The organism is Nonomuraea spiralis, from assembly GCF_014648435.1.
Lineage (GTDB): Bacteria > Actinomycetota > Actinomycetes > Streptosporangiales > Streptosporangiaceae > Nonomuraea > Nonomuraea spiralis.
Map to the genome: position 1 here is coordinate 243,954 of NZ_BMRC01000010.1, position 21,008 is coordinate 264,961.

The following is a 21,008-nucleotide window of genomic DNA, read 5'->3' on the forward strand; positions in this document are numbered from 1 at the left end:
TGGCTCCTTCGCAACAAGCGGGATATCGCATGACAGTCGATTATTTGCGAAACTTAGTAGAAACATTGCGGATTTCTAAGTGTCAACTTAAGGTGCGGGCAACCCTCCCAGCCCGACGAGAGGCGACACCCCCCATGAAGCGCAAGCCATCCCTCTTACGACCGCTCGCGGCGGCCATCGCCGTCGCCCTGGCCGTGATCGGCTGGAGCGCCCCGCCGGCCGCGGCCGCGGGCCCGAACCTGGCGGCCGGCAAGCCGGTCACCGTCAGCAGCACCACCGACGTGTACGGCGGCGGCAACGCCACCGACGGCAACCAGGCCACCTACTGGGAGAGCGCCAACAACGCCTTCCCCCAGTGGATCCAGGTGGACCTCGGCTCGGCCGTCAGCGTGAACGAGCTGGTCCTGAAGCTCCCCTCCACGTGGGAGTCCAGGACACAGACGCTGACGGTGCAGGGCGGCACCGTCAACCCGCCGCTCACCACGCTCTCGGCCTCGGCCGCCCGCACGTTCGCCCCGGCGGCCACGATCACCTTCACCGCGGCGACCGTCCGGTACATCCGGGTGACCGTCACCGCCAACACCGGCTGGCCTGCCGGCCAGCTCTCGGAGTTCGAGGTGTACGGCCCCGGCTCCGGCGACACCCAGGCGCCGACCGCGCCCGGCGGCCTGGCCTACACCGAGCCCGCGAGCGGCCAGATCAGGCTGACCTGGACTGCCGCCACCGACAACGTCGGCGTGACCGGCTACGACGTCTACGCCAACAACACCCTGCGCGGCAGCGTCGCCGGGAACGTGCTGACCTACACCGACAACCAGCCCGGCACGCTCACCGTCGCCTACTACGTCAAGGCCAGGGACGCGGCGGGCAACCAGTCGCCGGCGAGCAACACCGTCACCCGCACCGGCAGCGGCGGCCCCGGCTCCAACCTGGCCGCCGGCAAACCGATCACCGCCTCCTCCTACGTGCACACCTACGTCGCCGCGAACGCCAACGACAACAGCGTGACGACGTACTGGGAGGGCGCGGGCGGCAGCTATCCGAACACGCTGACCGTCCAGCTCGGCGCGAACGCCGACGTGTCCTCGGTCGTGGTCAAGCTCGATCCGGCGGCGGTGTGGAGCACCCGTACCCAGACGTTCCAGGTGCTGGGCAGGGAGCAGGGCGCCTCGGGGTTCACGAGCCTGGTCGCCTCGGCGCCGTACACGTTCGCCCCGGCCTCGGGCAACACGGTGACGGTCCCGGTCAGCGGGCGGGTGGCCGGCGTGCGGCTGTCGTTCACGGCCAACACCGGGGCCCCGGCGGGGCAGGTCGCCGAGCTCCAGGTGATCGGCGCGCCCGCGCCGAACCCCGACCTGACCGTCACCTCGCTGTCCTGGACGCCTCAGGCGCCGGTGGAGAGCGACGCGGTCACGCTGTCGGCCGTGGTCAACAACGCCGGCAACGCCGCGTCGGCCGCGACCGACGTCGCCTTCTCCCTCGGCACCGCCAAGGTCGCCACCGCGAACGTGGGCGCGCTGGCCGCCGGCGCCTCCGCGACCGTGACCGCGAACATCGGGACCAGGGACGCGGGCAGCTACCCGGTCAGCGCGAAGGCCGACGACGCCGGGTCCGTCATCGAGCAGAACGAGTCCAACAACTCCCTCACCAGCGCGTCGCCGCTGGTCGTCAAGCCGGTGGACACCTCCGACCTGGTCGCCGCGCCGGTGTCCTGGACGCCGGACAACCCGGCCGGCGGCAGCACCGTCACGTTCTCGGTCGCGATCAGGAACCAGGGCACGGTCGCCTCGGCCGCCGGCGCGCACGGCGTCACGCTGACCGTCGCGAACGAGGCCGGCACGGTCGTCAGGACCCTGACCGGCAGCCACACGGGCGCGATCGCCCCCGGGGCCACCACCGCGCCGGTCACCCTGGGCACGTGGACGGCCGCCAACGGCAGGTACACGGTCAGGACCGTCATCGCGAACGACGCCAACGAACTGCCGGTCAAGCAGGCCAACAACACCAGCACCCAGCAGCTCTTCGTGGGCCGCGGGGCGAACATGCCGTACGACACCTACGAGGCCGAGGACGGCGTGACCGGCGGCGGCGCGCAGGTCGTCGGCCCGAGCAGGGACGTCGGCACGGTGGCCGGCGAGGCGTCGGGCCGCCGCGCGGTGACGCTGAACCAGAACGGCTCCTACGTCGAGTGGACCACCAAGGCCGACACCAACACCCTGGTCACCCGCTTCTCCATCCCGGACGCGCCGGGCGGCGGCGGGACGAACTCGACCCTGAACATCTACGTCAACGGCGCCTTCCACAAGGCCATCGACCTGACCTCGAAGTACGCCTGGCTGTACGGCGCGGAGGCCAGCCCCGGCAACTCGCCCGGCGCCGGCCCGGCCCGGCACATCTACGACGAGGCCAACGTCATGCTCGACGCCACCGTCCCGAAGGGCAGCAGGATCAGGCTGCAGAAGGACCCGGCCAACACCACCACGTACGCCGTCGACTTCGTCAGCCTGGAGCAGGTCTCGCCGGCCGGGAACCCCGACCCCGCGCACTACGCCGTACCGGCCGGGTTCTCCCAGCAGGACGTGCAGAACGCGCTGGACAAGGCGCGCCAGGACAGCAACCTGACCGGCGTCTACCTGCCCGCGGGCACGTACCAGACGACGGGCAAGTTCCAGGTGTACGGCAAGGCCGTCAAGGTGGTCGGCGCGGGCCCCTGGTATACCAGGTTCGTATCCCCCTCCGGCCAGGACGGCACCGACGTCGGCTGGCGCACCGAGGCGTCGTCGAACGGCTCGACGTTCGCCGGGTTCGCCCACTTCGGCAACTACACCTCGCGCATCGACGGCCCCGGCAAGATCTTCGACCTGTCGAAGGTGTCGAACATGACGATCGACAACATCTGGGTCGAGCACCAGATCTGCATGTTCTGGGGCACGAACGTCGACCATGTCACGATCAAGAACTCGCGGATCAGGAACACCTTCGCCGACGGCGCGAACTTCACCAACGGCAGCACGGACAACCTAATCACCGACGTCGAGACCCGCGCCACCGGCGACGACAGCTTCGCGCTGTTCGCGGCGATCGACAACGTCAACGCCGACCAGTCGGGCAACGTCTTCGAGAACATCACCTCGCTGCTGACCTGGCGGGCCGCGGGCGTCGCGGTGTACGGCGGCCAGAACAACACGGTCCGCAACGCCTACATCGCCGACACCCTGGTCTACTCGGGCATCACGATCAGCTCGCTCGACTTCGGCATCCCGATGCGGGACTTCGGCCCGGGGCAGACGAAGTTCGAGAACATCTCGCTCGTACGCGCCGGCGGGCACTTCTGGGGACAGCAGACGTTCCCGGCGTTGTGGATCTTCTCCTCGTCCAAGAAGTTCACCGCGATCCGGGTGAACGACGTGGACATCGTGGACCCGACCTACAGCGGGATCATGTTCCAGACCGGCTACTCCAGCCCGAGCACGCCGCTGAACCCGGTCGCCGACACGGTCTTCACGAACGTGTCGATCTCGGGGGCGCGCAGGAGCGGTGACGCCTTCGACGCCAAGTCGGGCTTCGGTATCTGGGTCAACGAGCTGCCCGAGCCCGGCCAAGGCCCGGCGATCGGGTCGGCCACGTTCAACGGTCTGCGGCTGAGCGGCAACGCCACCGACATCCGCAACACGACGAGCACGTTCACGCTCAACGTGAACTGAGCCCGTTCCGACGTGCCGTCCGGGTCCGCGGGGGCCCGGACGGCACGTCCGCGATATGACCCAAGTGATATGGAAGCTCCGTGGACAACTTTAAAGTTTCTTTACATAATCCGATGAACCCGCTGGTCGCGGGCCCGCGCTCGGGCGACGAAAGGGTTGTCCACCATGAAGCGAACACGCCGTCTCCTCGTCGTGCTGCTGGCCTCGGTCCTGGCGGCATTGGGGGTCCTCGTCGTCCAGACCTCCGCCCAGGCGGCCAACCTCCTCACCAATGCTGACTTCGAGACCGGGTCCCTGTCACCCTGGTCGTGCACCGGCGGGCTGGGGTCCGTGGTGTCCACGCCGGTCCACTCCGGCACCAAGGCGCTGGCCGCGGCGGCCAGCGGGTCCGACACCGCGCAGTGCACCCAGTCGGTGTCGGTGCGGCCGAGCACGACGTACACGCTGAGCGCGTGGGTGCGCGGCAGCTACGTCTACCTCGGCGTGACCGGCGGCTCCTCCTCGTGGACGTCGTCGGCCTCGGCGTACGCGCAGCTCACCGTGTCGTTCACGACCACGGCGAACCAGAACACCGCGGTCATCTTCCTGCACGGCTGGTACGGGCAGGGCACCTACTACGCCGACGACGTCAGCTTCGACGACCCCGGCGGCAGCCCCTCCCCCACGATCACCCCGACCGTGACGCCCACGGTCACCCCGACCGTGACCCCGACCGTGACCCCGACGGTGACGCCGACCGTCACGCCCACCGTGACCCCGACGGTCACGCCGACGGTCACGCCGACCGACACCACCTGCCCGACCAAGCCGCGGCCGGCGGGCAAGGTGATCCAGGGTTACTGGGAGAACTGGGACGGCGCGATCAACGGCGTGCACCCGCCGCTCGGCTGGATCCCGATCACCGACCCGCGCATCAAGCAGCACGGCTACAACGTGATCAACGCCGCGTTCCCCGTCATCCGCTCCGACGGCACCGTGCTGTGGGAGGACGGCATGGACGCCACCGTCAAGGTCGCCACCCCCGCCGAGATGTGCCAGGCCAAGGCCGCGGGCGCGACGATCCTGATGTCCATCGGCGGCGCGGCGGCCGGCATCGACCTCGGCTCCAGCGCCGTCGCCGACCGGTTCGTGGCGACCGTCGTGCCGATCCTGAAGAAGTACAACTTCGACGGCATCGACATCGACATCGAGACCGGCCTGACCGGCGGCGGGAGCATCACCCAGCTCTCCGCCTCGCAGTCGAACCTCATCCGGATCATCGACGGCGTGCTCGCCCAGATGCCGGCCGGGTTCGGCCTGACCATGGCGCCGGAGACGGCGTACGTGACGGGCGGCAGCGTGACGTACGGCTCGATCTGGGGCGCGTACCTGCCGATCATCAAGAAGTACGCCGACAACGGCCGCCTGTGGTGGCTGAACATGCAGTACTACAACGGCAGCATGTACGGCTGCTCCGGCGACTCCTACTCCGCCGGCACCGTGCAGGGCTTCACCGTGCAGACCACCTGCCTGAACAACGGCCTGACCATCCAGGGCACCACGATCACGGTTCCCTACGACAAGCAGGTGCCCGGCCTGCCCGCGCAGCCCGGCGCCGGCGGCGGATACATGGCCCCCTCGCTGGTGTCGCAGGGCTGGAACGCCTTCAACGGCCAGCTCAAGGGCCTGATGACCTGGTCGATCAACTGGGACGGCTCGAAGGGCTGGACGTTCGGGGACAACGTCAGAGGTCTGCAGGGCCGCTAGGGACGCGGACGCGGTGGCCTTCCGGCGCGCCAGGGGCGCCGGGAGCGCCGCCGCGTTCGTCATTGGTAACGCTTGGCTGTGAATCCTGCTCGCCGGTTTGCCGCGTTTGCGGGGGCATGGAACGCTCAAGGCAAAAAGCGCTGAGGACCGGGTGGGGATTCAGGTGTCGACTGTTAGCGGGGGAACGACGGTTCGCCGTTCTGGCCGGTTGGCCGCCTCGGTCATGGGGTTCGCCGCGATGGCGATGATCGCCGCGGGCTGCTCGCTCGGCGCCACGGCCGGCCAGGAGACCACCGCGGCCCAGCCGCCCGAGGCATCCTCGCCCGCCACCCCGACCACCAAGATCCAGAAGCCGCCGCCCGTGGACGCCGACTGGCCGCGCTGGGGCCTCACCCACACCGGCGTCAGCGCCAACAACATCAGCCCGCGCTTCGAGCAGGACGTCGCCAGGACGCTGTCCGAGACGCCGATGTTGCAGAACCAGCACATCATGGGCTTCGGGGCGCTCAACCCCGAACCGCGCCGCGGCGAGTACTTCTGGGAGGACCTCGACAGCCGCACCTCCTTCATGCGGGAGTCCGGCGGCACCGGGATCATCACGCTGTGCTGCGCCCCCGACTGGATGAAGGGCGGCCCCGAGGGCCCGACGGAGGAGTCGGCCTGGAAGGAGCACCTGGAGGACGCGCCGTACCCGGAGCGCTTCGACGACTTCGCCAAGCTGGCGGCGGCCGTGGCCCGCAGGTACCCGGACGTGAAGTACTTCATGGTCTGGAACGAGTTCAAGGGCTTCTGGCGCGACCACAAGAAACCCGCGGACTACAAGGGCTACACCGAGATGTACAACAAGGTGTACGACGCGGTGAAGGCGGTCCGGCCGGACGCCAAGATCGGCGGCCCGTACCTGGGCTTCGACAGCGACAGCGACGGCGAGACCGAGCTGCGCGGCCCGTGGGGCGCGGTCAGCCAGCACGCCCTCGACGCCTTCGAGTACTGGTTCAAGAACAAGAAGGGCGCCGACTTCATCGTCGTGGACGGCGCCTCCCCCACCGAGACCCACGAGCTGCTGCCGGACGCGTTCGGCGCGCTGGCCAAGTTCAGCGCGATCACCAAGTGGCTGCGCGAGAAGACCGGCGACCTGCCCGTGTGGTGGTCGGAGTGGTACTTCGTGCCCGAGGACGGCACCACCTGGGACGAGCCCAAGCGGCTGGCGGTGCAGGCCGCCTCGATGATGGAGTTCGCCAAGAGCGGGGCGAGCACCGCGCTGTACTGGAACCCGCAGGCCAAGGAGGGCGAGTGCCGGGCCTGCATGTGGGACCCGCGCACGGGCGCGCTGATGCCGACCGGGGAGCTGGTGGGCAACTTCACCCGGTGGTTCCCGGCGGGCGCCGAGCTGGTGCCGGTCACCTCCTCCGACGCGCGGGTGCGGGTGCTGGCCCAGCCGCAGCAGCTCCTCGCGGTCAACACGGCCGGCAAGCAGGTCACCACGACCGTGGACGGCAAGGAGCTGACGCTCAAGCCGTACGAGATCAGGTGGAGCGACCGCTAGCCACGCGGGCCCCGGTGATCACACGGGCGTGATGGTGGGCCGGTATGACGGCCGCGGTTGATCCGGCTGACTCGCCTTGACACGATGCGCAAGATCCCGAGTAAATCTGCTGAGGGAACTTGCGCATGATGAAGCTCCGACCTGGGCTGAGCGCGCTCGTCGTGATAGCGGCGCTCGGCCTGACCACCCCGCCCTCGCTGGCGGCTCCGCGCAGCGCGCCCGCCTGCGCGTCCGACACGACCGTCACCACCGACACGGGCCAGGTGTGCGGGATCGTGGGCGAGGGCCTGCGCTCCTGGCTCGGCATCCCCTACGCCGCCCCGCCGGTCGGCGAACTGCGCTGGACGCCCGCGCGCCGGCACACGCCGTGGACCGGCGTGCTGGCCACGACCGGGCGGGGCAGCCCGTGCCCGCAGGCGGAGCTGCTCGGCTCCCCCTCCGAGGACGAGGACTGCCTGAAGCTCAACGTCGCCGCCCCCGCCGGGGCGCGGAAGCTGCCCGTCATGGTGGAGTTCCACGGCGGCGGCTTCCGGTACGGCTCCCCCTCCGACGGCTCCTACCTGGCCAAGGCCGGGAACGTGGTGCACGTCGGCGTGGGCTACCGGCTCGGCGTGTTCGGGTTCCTGTCACACCGGGCGTTCGGCCCGAACGCCGGCAACTACGCTCTGTCCGACCAGCAGGAGTCGCTGCGCTGGGTGCGGCGCAACATCGCCCGCTTCGGCGGCGACCCCGGCAACGTGACGATCTTCGGGGCCAGCGCGGGCGGTTCGAGCGTCTGCGCGCACACGGCCTCGCCGACCGCCAAGGGCCTGTTCGAGAAGGGGATCGTGCAGAGCGGCGAGTACAACTCGCTGCGCGGCGCGAACACCTTCTGGCAGCCGCAGGACTGCAAGGCCGACCTGCCCACGCAGGCCGAGGCGCAGGAGCAGGGCGCCAGGTTCGCCGCCGCGCTCGGCTGCGAGCAGGCCGCCGACCCGGGCGCGTGCCTGCGGGCCGAGCCGGTCAAGGCGCTGCTCGACCAGTCCTCCGACGGCCTCGGCCCCGATCGCGGGACGATCGCGCCCATCGTGGACGGCCGCATCCTGACCATGTCGCCGTCGCGGGCGTTCGCCAAGGGCAAGGTCAACAAGGTGGCCCTCATGCACGGCGTGGGCCGCGACGAGGTCCAGCTCCCCTCCGCCGACACCCCGGCCGAGTACGAGACCCTGGTCCGCCAGCAGTACGGCTCCCTCGCCCCCGAGGTCTTCGCCCGCTACCCGCTGGCCAGGTTCCCCGCGCCCGCGGCGTTCATCGCGTACCGGACGATCGTGGCCGACAGCAACTCGGTCTGCCCGGCGCTGCTCAACGACGAACGGCTGGCCGCGCACCTCCCGGTGTACGCCTTCCAGGTGGACAACACCGACGCGCCCCCGCTGTTCTTCCTCGACCAGACCAAGCCGAACGGCGCCTTCCACGTCAGCGAGGTGCCCTTCCTGTACTCCGACGTCAAGGACATGGACGCCAACCAGCGCTCCTTCGGCGCCCAGCTCGTCGCCCAGTGGACGGGCTTCGCCCGTACCGGCGACCCGACCGCGGACGGGACGCCGCTCTGGTCCCGCTACACCCGTACCGATCCCGCCGTCATGTCCCTGGCCCCGGCCGGTGACAGCCAGATGACGCGGGAGATCGCCAGGCAGCACCAGTGCGCGTTCTGGAACAGGGAGGCGACGTCATGATCCGTCTGTTGACCGCGCTCTGCCTCGCGCTGCTCGTGGGCCCCGTGCCCGCGCAGGCGGCGTCCGGGGGCGGCGGCGACTGGCCGATGTGGCAGCAGAGCCCGCTCGGCTGGCGGCACAACGCGGCCGAGCGGGCGATCAACCCGCGTACGGTCGGCGGCCTGGCCCTGAAGTGGGCCTTCGCCTACCCCAAGGAGGCCGGCACGCCGCGCAGCCAGCCCGCCGTCGTGGGCGACACGGTGTACTTCGGCTCGCCGGAAGGCAAGCTGTACGCCAGGGACGCCGCCACCGGCGCCGCCCGCTGGGAGTTCGACCTGACGACCGTCGGCACCGGCCGCACCCAGGTCCAGGACGGCCCGGCCGTGGCCAGGGGCAAGGTGTACTTCGGCGACGTACGCGGCTGGTTCTACGCCGTCGACCAGCGCACCGGCCGCCTGGCCTGGGCCCGCAGGCTGGACGACACCATCACGGCGATCGTCACCAGCTCGCCCCTGGTCTTCGGCGACCGCGTCTACGTCGGCGTCTCCAGCGGCGAGAACATCCTCGGCAAGGAGCACGCCTGCTGCACCTTCCGCGGCCACCTCGACGCCCTGGACGCCGACACCGGCCGCCCGGTCTGGCGTTTCAACACCGTGCCGAAGGCCGTCCAGGACGGGACCTGGCCCAACGGCGTCCCCCGGTACGCCCCCTCCGGCGGCGGCGTGTGGAGCTCGCCCGCGATCGACCCGTACACCCGCACCCTGTACGTCGGCACCGGCCAGAACTACACCGGCAGCGCCGGGCACTACGACTCGGTGCTCGCGCTGAACATCGACACCGGCCGGCCGCGCTGGACCCGGCGGATGACCGACGTGGACACCTGGCGGCTGGAGTGCTCGCTGCCCACCCCGGAGGACCGCGAGTTCTGCCCCAACCTCCCCGACGGCACCGCGCTCGACTTCGACCTCGGGGCCGCGCCCAACGTGTTCAGGGCGGGCGGCCGGGCGCTGATCGGCATCGGGCAGAAGGCGGGCGTGTACCACGTGCTCGACGCCCGTACCGGGAAGATCGTGTGGCAGCGGCAACTGTCGAAGCCGATGCCCGGCGGCGGCCTGTCCGGCGTCCAGTGGGGCACCTCCTTCGACGGCGAACGCCTGTACGTGGCCACGTACATGGCCCAGCCGGGCACCCTGTTCGCCCTCGACCCGGCGACCGGGCACCTGCTCTGGGAGACGCCCAACCCGGCCGACGGCTGCACCACGGGCGGCGCGGCCCAGTTCCCGAACGTCTGCCGCCTCGGCCACACCCCGGCCGTCTCCAGCACGCCCGGCCTGGTGTGGGAGGGCAGCATGGACGGCAAGATGCGGGCCTACTCGGCGCGCACCGGCGAGGTCGTGTGGGCCTACGACACCATGCAGGAGGTGGCGGGCGTCAACGGCCTGACCGGGCGCGGCGGGGCCGTCTCGGGCGGCGGCGGCGCCGTGGTGGCGCACGGCATGATGTTCATCCAGTCCGGGTACTCCTTCACGCCGTACCCGAATCCGTACGGGTCGGTGTTCCTGGCCTTCGGTCTCCCGTAGGGGCCGCCGGGGCGGTGGAGCCGCGGACCACCAGTTCGGTTGCCAGCTCGACGTGGTGGGAGTCGATCCGCTCGCCCGCCGCCAGCCGCAGCGCGGTACGCAGGGCCGCCCGGCCCATCTCGCGCAGCGGCTGGCGTACGGTGGTCAGCTGCGGCGAGGCCATCCGCGCGATCTGGGTGTCGTCGAAGCCGACGACGCTCAGGTCCTCGGGGATGCGCAGGCCGCGTGACCTGGCCGCCTCCATGACCCCGAGCGCGATCTCGTCGCAGCCGGCGAAGATCGCGGTCGGGGGCTGCGGCAGGTCGAGCACGCTCGCGCCGTTGACCACGCCGTCCTGGTAGTGGAAGTGGGCGGCGCGGACGTAGCCGGGCGGCTCGGGCGCGCCCGAGGCCTCCATGGCCGCCCGGTAGCCGTGCAGGCGGGCCTGGTTGCAGGCCGAGTTCGGGGGGCCGCCGATGTAGGCGATGTGCCGGTGTCCGAGGGAGAGCAGGTGCTGGGTGGCGGTCAGGCCCCCGGCGAAGTTGGTCGAGCCGACGCTGGTCACGCTGGTGGTCGGCAGGTTGAGCGGGTCGATCACCACCAGCGGCAGCCGGGCCCGTGACAGCGCCCCGAGCTGGGCGCCGGTCAGCTCGCTGGTCACCACGATGAGCGCCCGCCGGCCGGCGGCGACCAGGTCGCGCGCCCAGCCGCCGGTGCGCTGGTGGCTCTTCCTGATGCTGACCACGACCGACGTCCCGAGCTCGTCGCCGGCCTCGATCGCGCCGTGGATGATCTCCGTGGAGTAGGCGTTGAGGTCGTCGTCGAACTGCACCTCGATCGTGGCGGGGCCGCCCGCCTCGGCGCGGCGCGGCGTGGCGGGCACGTAGTCGTGCTGCTGGAGCAGCGACTGCACCAGCGAACGGGTCGCCGGGGCCACGTCGCTGCGGCCGTTGAGCACCTTGGAGACGGTGGCGACGGACACGCCGGCCGAGGCCGCGACGGTGGCCAGCGTGGCGCGCCTAGGAGCCGGCATCTGTTCCTCCTCGCATCTCCACGGGTGTGACCAGCCGCCGGCCGGTGCCGGCGGCCCGCAGCGGCCCGGTCAGCCGGACCACGCCGCGGCACGGCAGGTCGGCGGCGGACGTGCCGACGAGCACCTCGATGTCCCCCGGCTCCACGACGCGCCGCAGGTCGCGCCCGGTGAAGGCGGTCCTGTCGGTGTGCACCAGGAAGGAGACCCGCCTGCTCTCGCCGGGTTCGAGGCGGACCCTGGCGAAGCCGGTGAGCTGCTTCACCGGCCTGGTGACCTGGGCGAGGACGTCGTGCAGGTAGAGCTGCACGACCTCGTCGCCGGCCCGGCCGCCGGTGTTGGCGACGCGGACCGAGACGGTGAACTCGCCGTCGGTCGGCACCTCGGCGGCGCTGACGCGCAGGTCGCCGACGTCGAACGTGGTGTAGGAGCGGCCGTGCCCGAAGGGGAACAGCGGGGTGGGATCGAGGTTGCTGATGCCCTTGCTGTCGGCTCCGAGCGGTGGCTGCAGGTAGGTGCCCGGCTGCCCGCCAGGGTGGCGGGGTATCTGCACGGGAAGCTTGCCTCCAGGCTGGACACGACCGCTCAGTATACCGGCGATCGCCCCGGCGCCCTCCTCCCCCGGCATGAACGCCTGGACCAGCCCGGCGGCCCCGGCGTGCACCTCGCCCAGCGCGTACGGGCGGCCCGAGACGACCACCACGACGACCGGCGTGCCCGTCGCGAACAGCTCGGCCAGCAGGTCGGCCTGGACGCCGGGCAGCCGCAGGTCCTCGGCGTCGCAACCCTCGCCCGAGGTGCCCTGGCCGAACAGCCCGGCCAGGTCGCCCACGACCGCGACGCACAGGTCGGCCCCGCGGGCGGCCTCGGCGGCGGCGGCGAACCCCGTCCGGTCGCCGCCCTGCACCGCGCACCCCGGCTCGTACACGATCTCGGTTCCGGGCAGCTCGGCGCGCAGCGCGTCGAGCAGGCTCGGGGCCTCGACGCCGAGCCCGAGCCCAGGGTGGCGGGGCAGCACGTGGTTGGGGAAGGCGTAGCAGCCCATGAACGTGCGCGGGTCGTCGGCGCACGGCCCGACCACGGCGACCCGGCCCAGGCCGGCGCGCAGCGGCAGCGCGGTACCGGCGTCGAGCAGCACGATCGAGCGTTCGGCCAGCTCGCGGGCCAGCGCCCGGTTGGCCGCCGAGTCCAGCTCGACGTCCTGCGCCCCGGCCACCGAGCCCTCCGGCGTCCAGCCGGGGTCGAGCAGCCCGAGTTGCACCTTCTGGGTGAGCAGCCGGCGTGCCGCGCGGTCGATCAGCGACTCGGGCAGCTCGCCCGCGCGCACCCGTTCCACCAGGTTCCGCCCGAAGCCGAGGGTGTCGGGCAGCTCGACGTCCACGCCCGCGGTGAGCGCCTGCGCCCCGGCGTCGGCGGGGTCGGCGGCCACCTGGTGCATGGTCGCCAGGAACGGGACCGCCCAGTAGTCGGACACGACGGTGCCGGTGAAGCCCCACTCCTCGCGCAGCAGGCCGGTCAGCAGCCAGGAGTCGACGGCGGCGGGCACGCCGTCCACGTCGGAGTAGGAGTTCATCACCGAGCGGGCGCCGCCGAGGGTGATGGCCGCCTCGAACGGCGGCAGGATCATGTCCATCAGCTCGCGGCGGCCCATCGGGACCGGGCCGTGGTTGCGGGCGGCCCGCGCGGCCGAGTAGCCGGCGAAGTGCTTGAGCGTGGCGATCACGCCGGCGCTCTCCAGGCCGCGCACGTACGCGGCGCCGAGCATCGAGACGAGGTACGGGTCCTCGCCCATCGTCTCCTCCACCCGGCCCCATCGGTAGTCGCGGACCACGTCGAGCACCGGGGAGAGCCCCTGGTGGGCGCCCACGGCGCGCATGTCCCGCCCGATGGCCGCGGCCATGCGCTCGACCAGCTCGGGGTCGAAGGTGGCGGCCCAGGCGATGGCCGCGGGGTAGACGGTCGCGCCATAGGTGGTGAAACCGGTCAGGCACTCCTCGTGGACGAGGGCGGGGATGCCGAACCTGGACAGGCCGACGACCTCGCGTTGCAGGCGTACCACCTCGGCGGCGCCCTCGGCCACCGTCACCGGGACACTTCCGAACACTCGGGTCAGGTGGCCGAGCCCGTGCCGGGCGGCCTCTCCCAAGGGGACCGTGCCCGAGGCGGCGAACACGTCCTGCATCGGGGCGACGTTGTGGGTGCCGGTGCCGTCCGGGTCGGGGGCGGGGGCCTCCTCCTCGTGCCGCATGTCGTTGCCCACCCATCGGCTGCCGAGCTGGGCGACCTTCTCCTCCAGGGTCAGCTCCTGAAGGAGGGCCTCGACCCGCTCGGCCACGGGAAGCGCCGGGTCCAGCCACGGACCGAGGACCCGACCCGCCGCCGGTGTCCGATCTAGAGCCGTCATGAACTGCACTCCTTCAAGTGGTCCTGCCGCAAACTTTCGAAATGTTTCGAGCCTTGGTCCGACTACCGGCACAATGCCGCAAAGGCGATGGAATAGCTAGCCAGATGCCCGCGCGAGAGTACTACATGGCCCCGGCTCCCGCCCAGAGGCGGTTTCCGGCCCGAGGTCTTGACACGGTAATGGTCGAAATCTAGATTGACGTGCCGCGCGGTCATGTCGCAAATGTTTCGACGAGTTCACTCAACGGCGAGTGGACGAGCGGCATTTGGGGGGTTGCCGATCCGACCGCCGGCCCAACGCGTCCCTAGGACAACCGAGCCGCGGCCAGGCCACGGCATTCGAGTACGGAGATCAGCGTGGAGACCAGGTCAACCTCTCGCCGCACCTTCCTCAGCCTCTCCATGGGGCTGCCCCTGGGAGCCGCGCTCGCGGCCTGCGGCACGTCCGGCCCCACCCGGGCGGGTGACGGCGGCGCGACCGGAGGTGGCGGCGGCGGCGCCAAGGCCACTTACTGGTACCTGTCGGTCGAGCCACAGGAAGGTGTGCGCCGCCGGGCGATCGAGCGCTTCAACAAGGCCAACCCCAACACCCAGATCGAGGGCACGGCGTTCCAGAACGACGCCTACAAGACCAAGATCAAGACCGCCATCGGCGCCGGCCAGGCCCCCACGCTGATCTGGGGCTGGGGCGGCGGCACGCTGCGCAGCTACGTGCAGGCCGGCCAGGTCGAGGACCTGACGTCCTGGTTCTCCGAGAACGCCGCCGTCAAGGACCGGCTGTTCCCCTCCTCCTTCGGCGCGGCCACCGTGGACGGCAAGATCTACGCGATGCCGTGCGAGACCGTGCAGCCGATCGTCCTGTACTACAACAAGGAGGTCCTGGAGAAGGTCGGCGTGCAGCCGCCCACGACCTGGGGCGAGATCATGGACATCGTGCCCAGGATCAACGCCAAGGGCATCGCGCCGTTCGCGCTCGGGGGCCAGTCGCGCTGGACGAACATGATGTGGCTGGAGTTCCTGTTCGACCGGATCGGCGGCACCGAGGTGTTCCAGGCGGTGTTCGACGGCCAGAAGGACGCCTGGTCCAACCCCGCCGCCCTCGACGCCCTCACCAAGATGCAGGACCTCATCAAGGCGAACGGCTTCATCAAGGGCTTCTCCTCCATCACCGCCGACTCCAACGCCGACCAGGCGCTGCTCTACACCGGCAAGGCGGCCATGATGCTGCACGGCGCCTGGACGTACGGCGGCATGAAGAACGACGGCGGCGACTTCGTCCCCGGCGGCCACCTCGGCTACATGAACTTCCCGCCCGTGGACGGCGGCAAGGGCGACCCGAGCAACACCGTCGGCAACCCCGGCCAGTACCTGTCGATCTCCGCCAAGGCCACCCCCGAGCAGAAGGAGATCGCCAAGAAGTTCTTCACCAGCGGCGTGCTCGACCAGACCGAGGTCAAGGAGTGGGCCGACACGGGCGGCGTGCCGATCGCCAAGGGCGCCGACGCGGCCTTCGCCTCCTCCCCCGACGCCGAGTTCCTGAAGTTCGTCTACGGCATCGCCGCCAACGCCAAGACCTTCGCCCAGTCGTGGGACCAGGCGCTCAGCCCGACCGCGGCCGAGGTGCTCCTGGACAACATCGCCAAGCTGTTCCAGCTGTCCATCTCGCCGCAGCAGTTCCAGACGAACATGAACGCGGTCATCGGCAAGTGAGCGTGATCCCGATCCCCGCCGGGCGGGGGGCGCCGCCGGCCGCCCGGCGGGAGGGCCGCGGCTCCCTCGCCTGGCTGGCCGTGCCGGCGCTGCTGTTCTTCGTCGGCTTCGGCGTGCTCCCGCTGATCGGCGTCCTCGTCCTCAGCTTCACCTCCTGGGACGGGCTCGGCGACATCGGCTTCGCCGGCCTGTCGAGCTGGCAGGCGGTGTTGTCCGACCCCGGACTGCCGCACGCGCTGTGGGTGACGTTCCTGGTGATGGCCGCCTCCTGGGCGGTGCAGACGCCGGCCAGCATCCTGCTCGGGGTGTTCCTGGCCGGTCAGCAGCGCTACCGCGCGGTGTTGTCGGTGTTCTACTTCATCCCGCTGCTGCTCAGCTCGGCCGCCATCGCCATCACCTACAAGGCGCTGCTGGACCCGAACTTCGGGCTCGGCGCCGGGCTCGGCCTCGACCTGCTGGCCCAGGACTGGCTGGGCGAGCCCGTCCTGGCGTTCAGCGTGGTGATCTTCGTGGTTTCGTGGCAGTTCATCCCGTTCCACTCGCTGATCTACCAGGGCGGCGTGCGGCAGATCCCGCGCTCGATGTACGAGGCCGCCCAGCTCGACGGCGCGGGCCGGGTACGCATGTTCTTCAGCATCACGCTGCCGCAGCTCAAGTACACGATCATCACGTCGTCGACGCTCATGGTGGTCGGGTCGCTGACCTTCTTCGACCTGATCTTCGTGCTGACCGCGGGCGGTCCCGGCGACGCGACGCGGGTGCTCGCCCTGGACATGTACAAGCGGGGGTTCCAGGCCAACCTGATGGGCCCGGCCAGCGCGATCGCCGTCATCCTCGTCCTCGTGGGGCTGGCGCTGGCGCTGCTGCTGCGCCGCCTGGGCGGCCGCGACGCCTCGGCGAGCCAGCAGGAAGGGGCCTGACATGGCGACCACGCTGACGAAGCCCGCGCACCGGGCCGCCGGCGCGTCCCCGCGGGCGGGCGGCCCGGCCACCACCCGCAGGAACTGGGTGGCCGGGGTGGCCGGGTGGCTCTGGCTGGCGATCGTGGTGGTCCCGATCTACTGGATCGTCATCACCAGCTTCAAGGAGCAGAGCTCCTACTACGCCTCGAACCCGCTCGCGCCGCCGGCGGAGCCGACGCTCGGCGCGTACCGGCTGGTGCTGGAGTCGGACTTCGCGCTGTACTTCCTCAACAGCCTCCTCGTCACCCTCGGCGCGGTGATCCCGGCCGTCGGGGTGTCGTTCATGGCGGCGTACGCGATCGTGCGGGGCGGCGGGCGGTTCCTGCGCGGGGTGAACTCGTTGTTCCTCATGGGGCTGGCGATCCCGCTCCAGGCCACGATCATCCCGATCTACCTGATCATCATCCGGCTGCACCTGTACGACTCGCTGCTGGGCATGATCCTGCCCTCCATCGCGTTCGCGATCCCGCTGTCGGTGCTGGTGTTGTCGAACTTCATCAGGGACGTGCCCAAGGAGTTGTTCGAGTCGATGCGGCTGGACGGCGCCACCGACTGGGGCATGCTCTGGCGGCTGACCTTCCCGCTGACCCGCCCGGCCGTGGTCACGGTGACGATCTACAACGCGCTGACGATCTGGAACGGCTTCCTGCTGCCGCTGATCCTCACCCAGAGCCCGGACAAGCGCACGCTGCCGCTGGCGTTGTGGACGTTCCAGGGGCAGTACAGCGTGAACGTGCCCGCGGTGCTCGCCTCGGTCGTCCTGACCACGCTGCCCATCCTGGTCCTCTACGTGGTGGGCCGGCGTCAGCTCCTCAGCGGGCTGACCGCGGGCTTCGGCAGGTGAACGGCGGTCCTCCCCCGTCCGGGAGGGCCGTCCGGGGCTTCGATGCCGGCGCGTACCAGGGCCTCGGCGCTTCTGGCCAGGGCGGCGCGCGCCTCGGGCCGGCGGGCCGACGGGACGGCGCGCAGGGGAGCCAGCAGCCGCACCTCGACGGCCAGCCGCCGGGTCGCGGCCACCCGCAGCACCGAGGCCAGCAGCGAGTCCTCGCCCACGTAGCTCGCCCGGGTCGAGGTCAGGCCGTCCTCGCGGTAGCGCAGGGTCGCGGGGCGTACGACGGCGCCCGCGTCGATCGCCGCCTGGAACACCGCCGGCCGGAACACGCCCATCCCGAGCCCGCACCACGTGGTGCCCTCGGGGAAGGCCACGACGGTGTCGCCCGCCCGGAGCGCCCCGGCGACCGTGGCGACCGCCGACGGCAGCGCGGACAGGCGTTCCCGGTCGATGAACAGCGCGCCGGAGCCCGCCGCCAGCGTGCGGACGACCGGCCAGCCGGCGATCTCCCGCTTGGCCAGGGGGCGCGAGGGCAGCGCCGCCGCGATGACCAGCGGATCCAGCCACGACACGTGATTGGCCACCACCAGCGCCCCGGCCCCCTCCCCGGCCCCTTCCCCGGAGCCGCCCGAAGGCCCGGCCCCCTCTTCGGCGGGTTCCTCGGCGATGACGTCCAGGCGGATGCCGAGGGCGCGCAGGAGCAGGCGTGCCCACGCGCCGGTGATCCGGGCCCGCCGGCCTGCGCGGGCGTGGCGGGCGGTCAGCGCGACCGGCACCCCGGCCAGCACCACCAGGACCGCCGCGAGCAGCCGCAGGGTACGGCGCGCCGCCCCCGCGCCGAGGACCGCGGCCCGCACGCACATGTCGGGCGTGCACGGCCCCATCCGCAGCCATACGCCGGTCACGGCGTCCCGCCCAGGAAGTGGCGCAGGTAGCGGGCGTTCACCTGGGCCATCGGGAGCAGCACGAAGAAGTCGGCCGTGCCGAAGTCCCGGTCGTGCGCGGGCGGCCCGCACACCCACGCGCCCAGCCGCAGGTAACCGCGCAGCAGCGCGGGCGGCACGAACCGGTCGGCGCCGGGCGCGCCCGAACCGGCCCACGGCACGTGCGGCGTGACCCGGTACTCCTCGGGGCCAAGCGGCACCCGCCCGGCCACGCCGGCCGCGAGCGCGCCCCCGTCGTCGAGCGGCACCGAGCAGCAGCCGGCCAGCCACTGGTGGCCGCCGTCGACCATGTACCGGGCGATCCCCGCCCACATCAGCGCGACCACCGCGCCGTCCCGATGGTCCGGGTGCACGGTGGCACGCCCGGCCTCGACCAGGTTCTTCCTGATGGGCGCGAGGGCACGCAGGTCGAACTCGGTGTCGGAGTAGAGCCGGTCGGCGCGTCCGGGCGGCAGCAGCCGGTACGTGCCCACCACCCGCCGGCCCTCGCGGACCAGCAGGTGGTCGCAGTAGGCGTCGAACCTGTCCACGTCGAGGCCGGAGACCGGGCTGTCGAGCCGCGCCCCCATCTCCTCGGCGAAGACCTCGTACCTGAGCCGCTGTGCGGCCTGGAGGTCGGCGGGGCTGGTGGCCATGCCGACCGTGTACCGGTTCGTGGCAAGGGAGATCGTCATGGGCGCGGGGTCCTTCCCTGAAAGCGTCTCGCGACCATGTCGTCATGCCGACATGACGGCCGGCTCTCGCATCGGGGGCACCCAGGCGTCCGAGCGGTGAACCTACCCCGCGACCTCCTTGTCCCGGTCGCGGCGGTTGGCGTACAGGCTGGTCAGGGTGACCGTGGTCAGGACGGCGACGATCACGCCGAGCGAGGCGAGCGTGGGGATCTGCGGCACCCAGTCCCAGACGCCGTGCGCCCAGTGCAGGATGAGCTTGACCCCGATGAAGGCCAGGATGACGCTCAGCCCGTGGTTGAGGTGGCGCAGCTTGGTCAGGACGCCCTGGAGCACGAAGTACAGCGCCCGCAGGCCCATCAGCGCGAAGGCGTTGGTGGCGAAGACCAGGAACGGGTCCTCGGTCACGCCGTACACGGCGGGGACGGAGTCCACGGCGAAGACGATGTCGGTGCCCAGGATGGCGACGGCGGCCAGGGCCAGCGGCGTCAGGGCCAGCCGGCCGCCCTCGCGCACGGTCAGCCGGGCGCCGTGATAGCCGTCGGTGACGGGCACGAAGCGGCGCACCAGCCGCACGCTGCGCATGGAGGAGATGTCCACCTGCTGCTCGTGGCCGCCGAGCACGTCCTTGAGGATCTTGCCCGCGGTGACGATGAGGATCGCGCCGAACAGCAGGAACGCCCACGTGCCGCTCTGCAGCGCGGCGGCCCCGAGCCAGATGAAGACCGCGCGCAGGACGAGCGCGCCGACGATGCCGTACAGCAGGACCTGCCGGGCCAGCGCGGCCGGGACGGCGAAGGCGGCCAGCAGCAACATGAACACGAACAGGTTGTCCACCGACAACGACTTCTCCACCACGAAACCGGTGAAGAACTCGGCCGCGACGCCGCCGCCATGGGCGGCCCACAAATAGCCGCCGAAGATGACCGGCAGGATCAGGTAGAAGACCGACCAGCCGGCCGCCTCGCGCATGCGCACCTCGTGCGGGCGGCGGGTCAGCAGGAGGTCCAGCGCCAGCAGCAGCACCAGGCCGCCGATCGCGACCAGCCAGAGTGTCGGCGTGGCGATGGTGGTCAGGGCTGGGACAGGCTGCGGTACGCCCATGGGCATGGGTCCTCCTCGAACGCGCGTCATCGTTCGAGGTCTCCTTCGCCCGTGCGTCGTCGCGCGGGCGGCCGCCCGGGGACGTCTGGGACGTCCGTACTGACCGGGCCGGCGCTTGCGAAGTACTCCCCTCGCCGAGCTCAGCCTAGGCGATGTCCCGACATGTCACCACCTCAAGGCGAGCACGACCGCGCGGGACGGTCCTGACCGGCCCGGCCGCCGTCCGCGCGGAGGCGGGCACCGGCGCCCGCCGGAAAGCTGACTCCGGACGGGAAACCCGCTGACTGCGCCATTTACCGTTAGGAAACTTTCCTTTATATTTGGGAGCATCCCCCAGCATGAAGGAACGGTGACATGCGCAGAGTATGGACCTTCTTAGCCATGGCGGCGGTCTCCGTCGCCACCGTCGTCGCCCTCTCCCCGCCGGCCTCGGCGCACGGTTACATCTCCGACCCCCCGAGCCGCCAGGCCAACTGCGCGGCCGGAAAGGTCAAGAACTGCGGCCAGATCATCTGGGAGCCGCAGAGCGTCGAGGGCCCCAAGGGCCTGCGTAACTGCAGCGGCGGCGACTCCCGATGGGCCCCGCTGGACGACGACAGCAAGGCCTGGCCGGCCGCGAGCGTGGGTGACACGGTCAACTTCAAGTGGCTCATCGAGGCCCGCCACGCCACCAGCACGTGGGAGTACTACGTCGGCAGCACCCGGGTCGCGGTGTTCGACGACCACGGCAGGCAACCCGGTTCCACGGTGACGCACTCGGTGAGCCTGGGCGGCCGTACCGGGCGCATCAAGCTGCTGGCCATCTGGAACATCGCCGACACCGAGAACGCCTTCTACAACTGTGTCGACCTCCAGGTGGGCCCCGGCGGCCCGACCCCGACGCCCACTCCCACCCCCACGGTGACCCCGACCCCGACCCCCACGCCCACGGTGACCCCGACCACGGGCCCGACCGGCAACTGGACCGCGGGAACCGCGTACAAGAGCGGTGACCAGGTGGTCTACAACACCGTCACCTACCGGTGCGTCCAGCCGCACACGGCGCTGCCCGGCTGGGAGCCGCCGAACGTGCCCGCCCTGTGGCAAAGGGTGTGACCGCCTAA

At 71.2% G+C, this 21,008-nt stretch carries 14 protein-coding genes; 9 read left to right on the forward strand and 5 right to left on the reverse strand.

Annotated features, from left to right (window positions below):
* The first annotated feature begins 134 nt into the window (after positions 1-134).
* From IEZ27_RS25650 to IEZ27_RS25670, 5 genes are all read left to right on the forward strand, one after another.
* A complete protein-coding gene (locus IEZ27_RS25650) occupies positions 135-3,704 on the forward strand; it encodes a galactose-binding domain-containing protein (protein WP_189649571.1) in 3,570 nt (1,189 codons plus the stop codon).
* Between the two features lie 165 nt (positions 3,705-3,869).
* Positions 3,870-5,450, forward strand: coding sequence for a carbohydrate binding domain-containing protein (locus tag IEZ27_RS25655; protein WP_189649572.1), 1,581 nt, complete (start codon positions 3,870-3,872; stop codon positions 5,448-5,450).
* Between the two features lie 208 nt (positions 5,451-5,658).
* Positions 5,659-6,996 (forward strand): glycoside hydrolase family protein, encoded by a 1,338-nt coding sequence (locus IEZ27_RS25660; RefSeq protein WP_189649573.1) that lies wholly within the window; start codon positions 5,659-5,661, stop codon positions 6,994-6,996.
* 125 nt (positions 6,997-7,121) lie between these two features.
* Positions 7,122-8,711, forward strand: a complete 1,590-nt coding sequence (locus IEZ27_RS25665; RefSeq protein WP_229824318.1) for a carboxylesterase/lipase family protein — start codon at positions 7,122-7,124, stop codon at positions 8,709-8,711.
* Positions 8,708-10,270: an outer membrane protein assembly factor BamB family protein gene (locus IEZ27_RS25670; RefSeq protein WP_189649574.1), complete on the forward strand. Its 1,563-nt coding sequence runs from the start codon at positions 8,708-8,710 to the stop codon at positions 10,268-10,270. Before IEZ27_RS25665 ends, IEZ27_RS25670 begins: the two co-directional genes overlap by 4 nt.
* On the opposite strand, the gene IEZ27_RS25675 is transcribed toward IEZ27_RS25670, so the two are convergent.
* Positions 10,215-11,282, reverse strand: coding sequence for a LacI family DNA-binding transcriptional regulator (locus IEZ27_RS25675; RefSeq protein WP_189649575.1), 1,068 nt, complete (start codon positions 11,280-11,282; stop codon positions 10,215-10,217). The genes IEZ27_RS25670 and IEZ27_RS25675 overlap by 56 nt on opposite strands.
* Positions 11,269-13,683: a glycoside hydrolase family 3 N-terminal domain-containing protein gene (locus tag IEZ27_RS25680; RefSeq protein WP_189649576.1), complete on the reverse strand. Its 2,415-nt coding sequence runs from the start codon at positions 13,681-13,683 to the stop codon at positions 11,269-11,271. Before IEZ27_RS25680 ends, IEZ27_RS25675 begins: the two co-directional genes overlap by 14 nt.
* Positions 13,684-14,039: 356 nt before the next feature.
* Between IEZ27_RS25680 and IEZ27_RS25685 the strand changes: the two genes are divergently transcribed.
* From IEZ27_RS25685 to IEZ27_RS25695, 3 genes are read left to right on the forward strand one after another with little or no spacing between them, the layout of a single operon-like run.
* A complete protein-coding gene (locus tag IEZ27_RS25685; protein WP_229824319.1) occupies positions 14,040-15,392 on the forward strand; it encodes an extracellular solute-binding protein in 1,353 nt (450 codons plus the stop codon).
* On the forward strand, positions 15,389-16,312 hold the full coding sequence (locus tag IEZ27_RS25690; RefSeq protein ID WP_189649577.1) for a carbohydrate ABC transporter permease: 924 nt from the start codon (positions 15,389-15,391) through the stop codon (positions 16,310-16,312). The genes IEZ27_RS25685 and IEZ27_RS25690 overlap by 4 nt, the downstream gene beginning before the upstream one ends.
* Position 16,313: 1 nt before the next feature.
* Positions 16,314-17,198, forward strand: coding sequence for a carbohydrate ABC transporter permease (locus tag IEZ27_RS25695; RefSeq protein ID WP_189649578.1), 885 nt, complete (start codon positions 16,314-16,316; stop codon positions 17,196-17,198).
* Here the strand turns inward: IEZ27_RS25695 and IEZ27_RS25700 are convergent.
* The 3 genes from IEZ27_RS25700 to IEZ27_RS25710 form a co-directional block, all read right to left on the reverse strand.
* Positions 17,159-18,091 carry a lysophospholipid acyltransferase family protein gene (locus IEZ27_RS25700; protein ID WP_189649579.1) on the reverse strand — a complete coding sequence of 311 codons (933 nt, stop codon included), beginning with the start codon at positions 18,089-18,091 and terminating at the stop codon, positions 17,159-17,161. The two genes, IEZ27_RS25695 and IEZ27_RS25700, sit on opposite strands and share 40 nt — an antisense overlap.
* On the reverse strand, positions 18,088-18,804 hold the full coding sequence (locus IEZ27_RS25705; RefSeq protein ID WP_189649580.1) for a GNAT family N-acetyltransferase: 717 nt from the start codon (positions 18,802-18,804) through the stop codon (positions 18,088-18,090). The genes IEZ27_RS25700 and IEZ27_RS25705 overlap by 4 nt, the downstream gene beginning before the upstream one ends.
* 102 nt (positions 18,805-18,906) lie before the next feature.
* On the reverse strand, positions 18,907-19,911 hold the full coding sequence (locus IEZ27_RS25710; protein ID WP_229824320.1) for a TerC/Alx family metal homeostasis membrane protein: 1,005 nt from the start codon (positions 19,909-19,911) through the stop codon (positions 18,907-18,909).
* 348 nt (positions 19,912-20,259) lie between these two features.
* Between IEZ27_RS25710 and IEZ27_RS25715 the strand changes: the two genes are divergently transcribed.
* Positions 20,260-21,000 (forward strand): lytic polysaccharide monooxygenase, encoded by a 741-nt coding sequence (locus IEZ27_RS25715; protein WP_189649581.1) that lies wholly within the window; start codon positions 20,260-20,262, stop codon positions 20,998-21,000.
* Positions 21,001-21,008 lie beyond the last annotated feature (8 nt).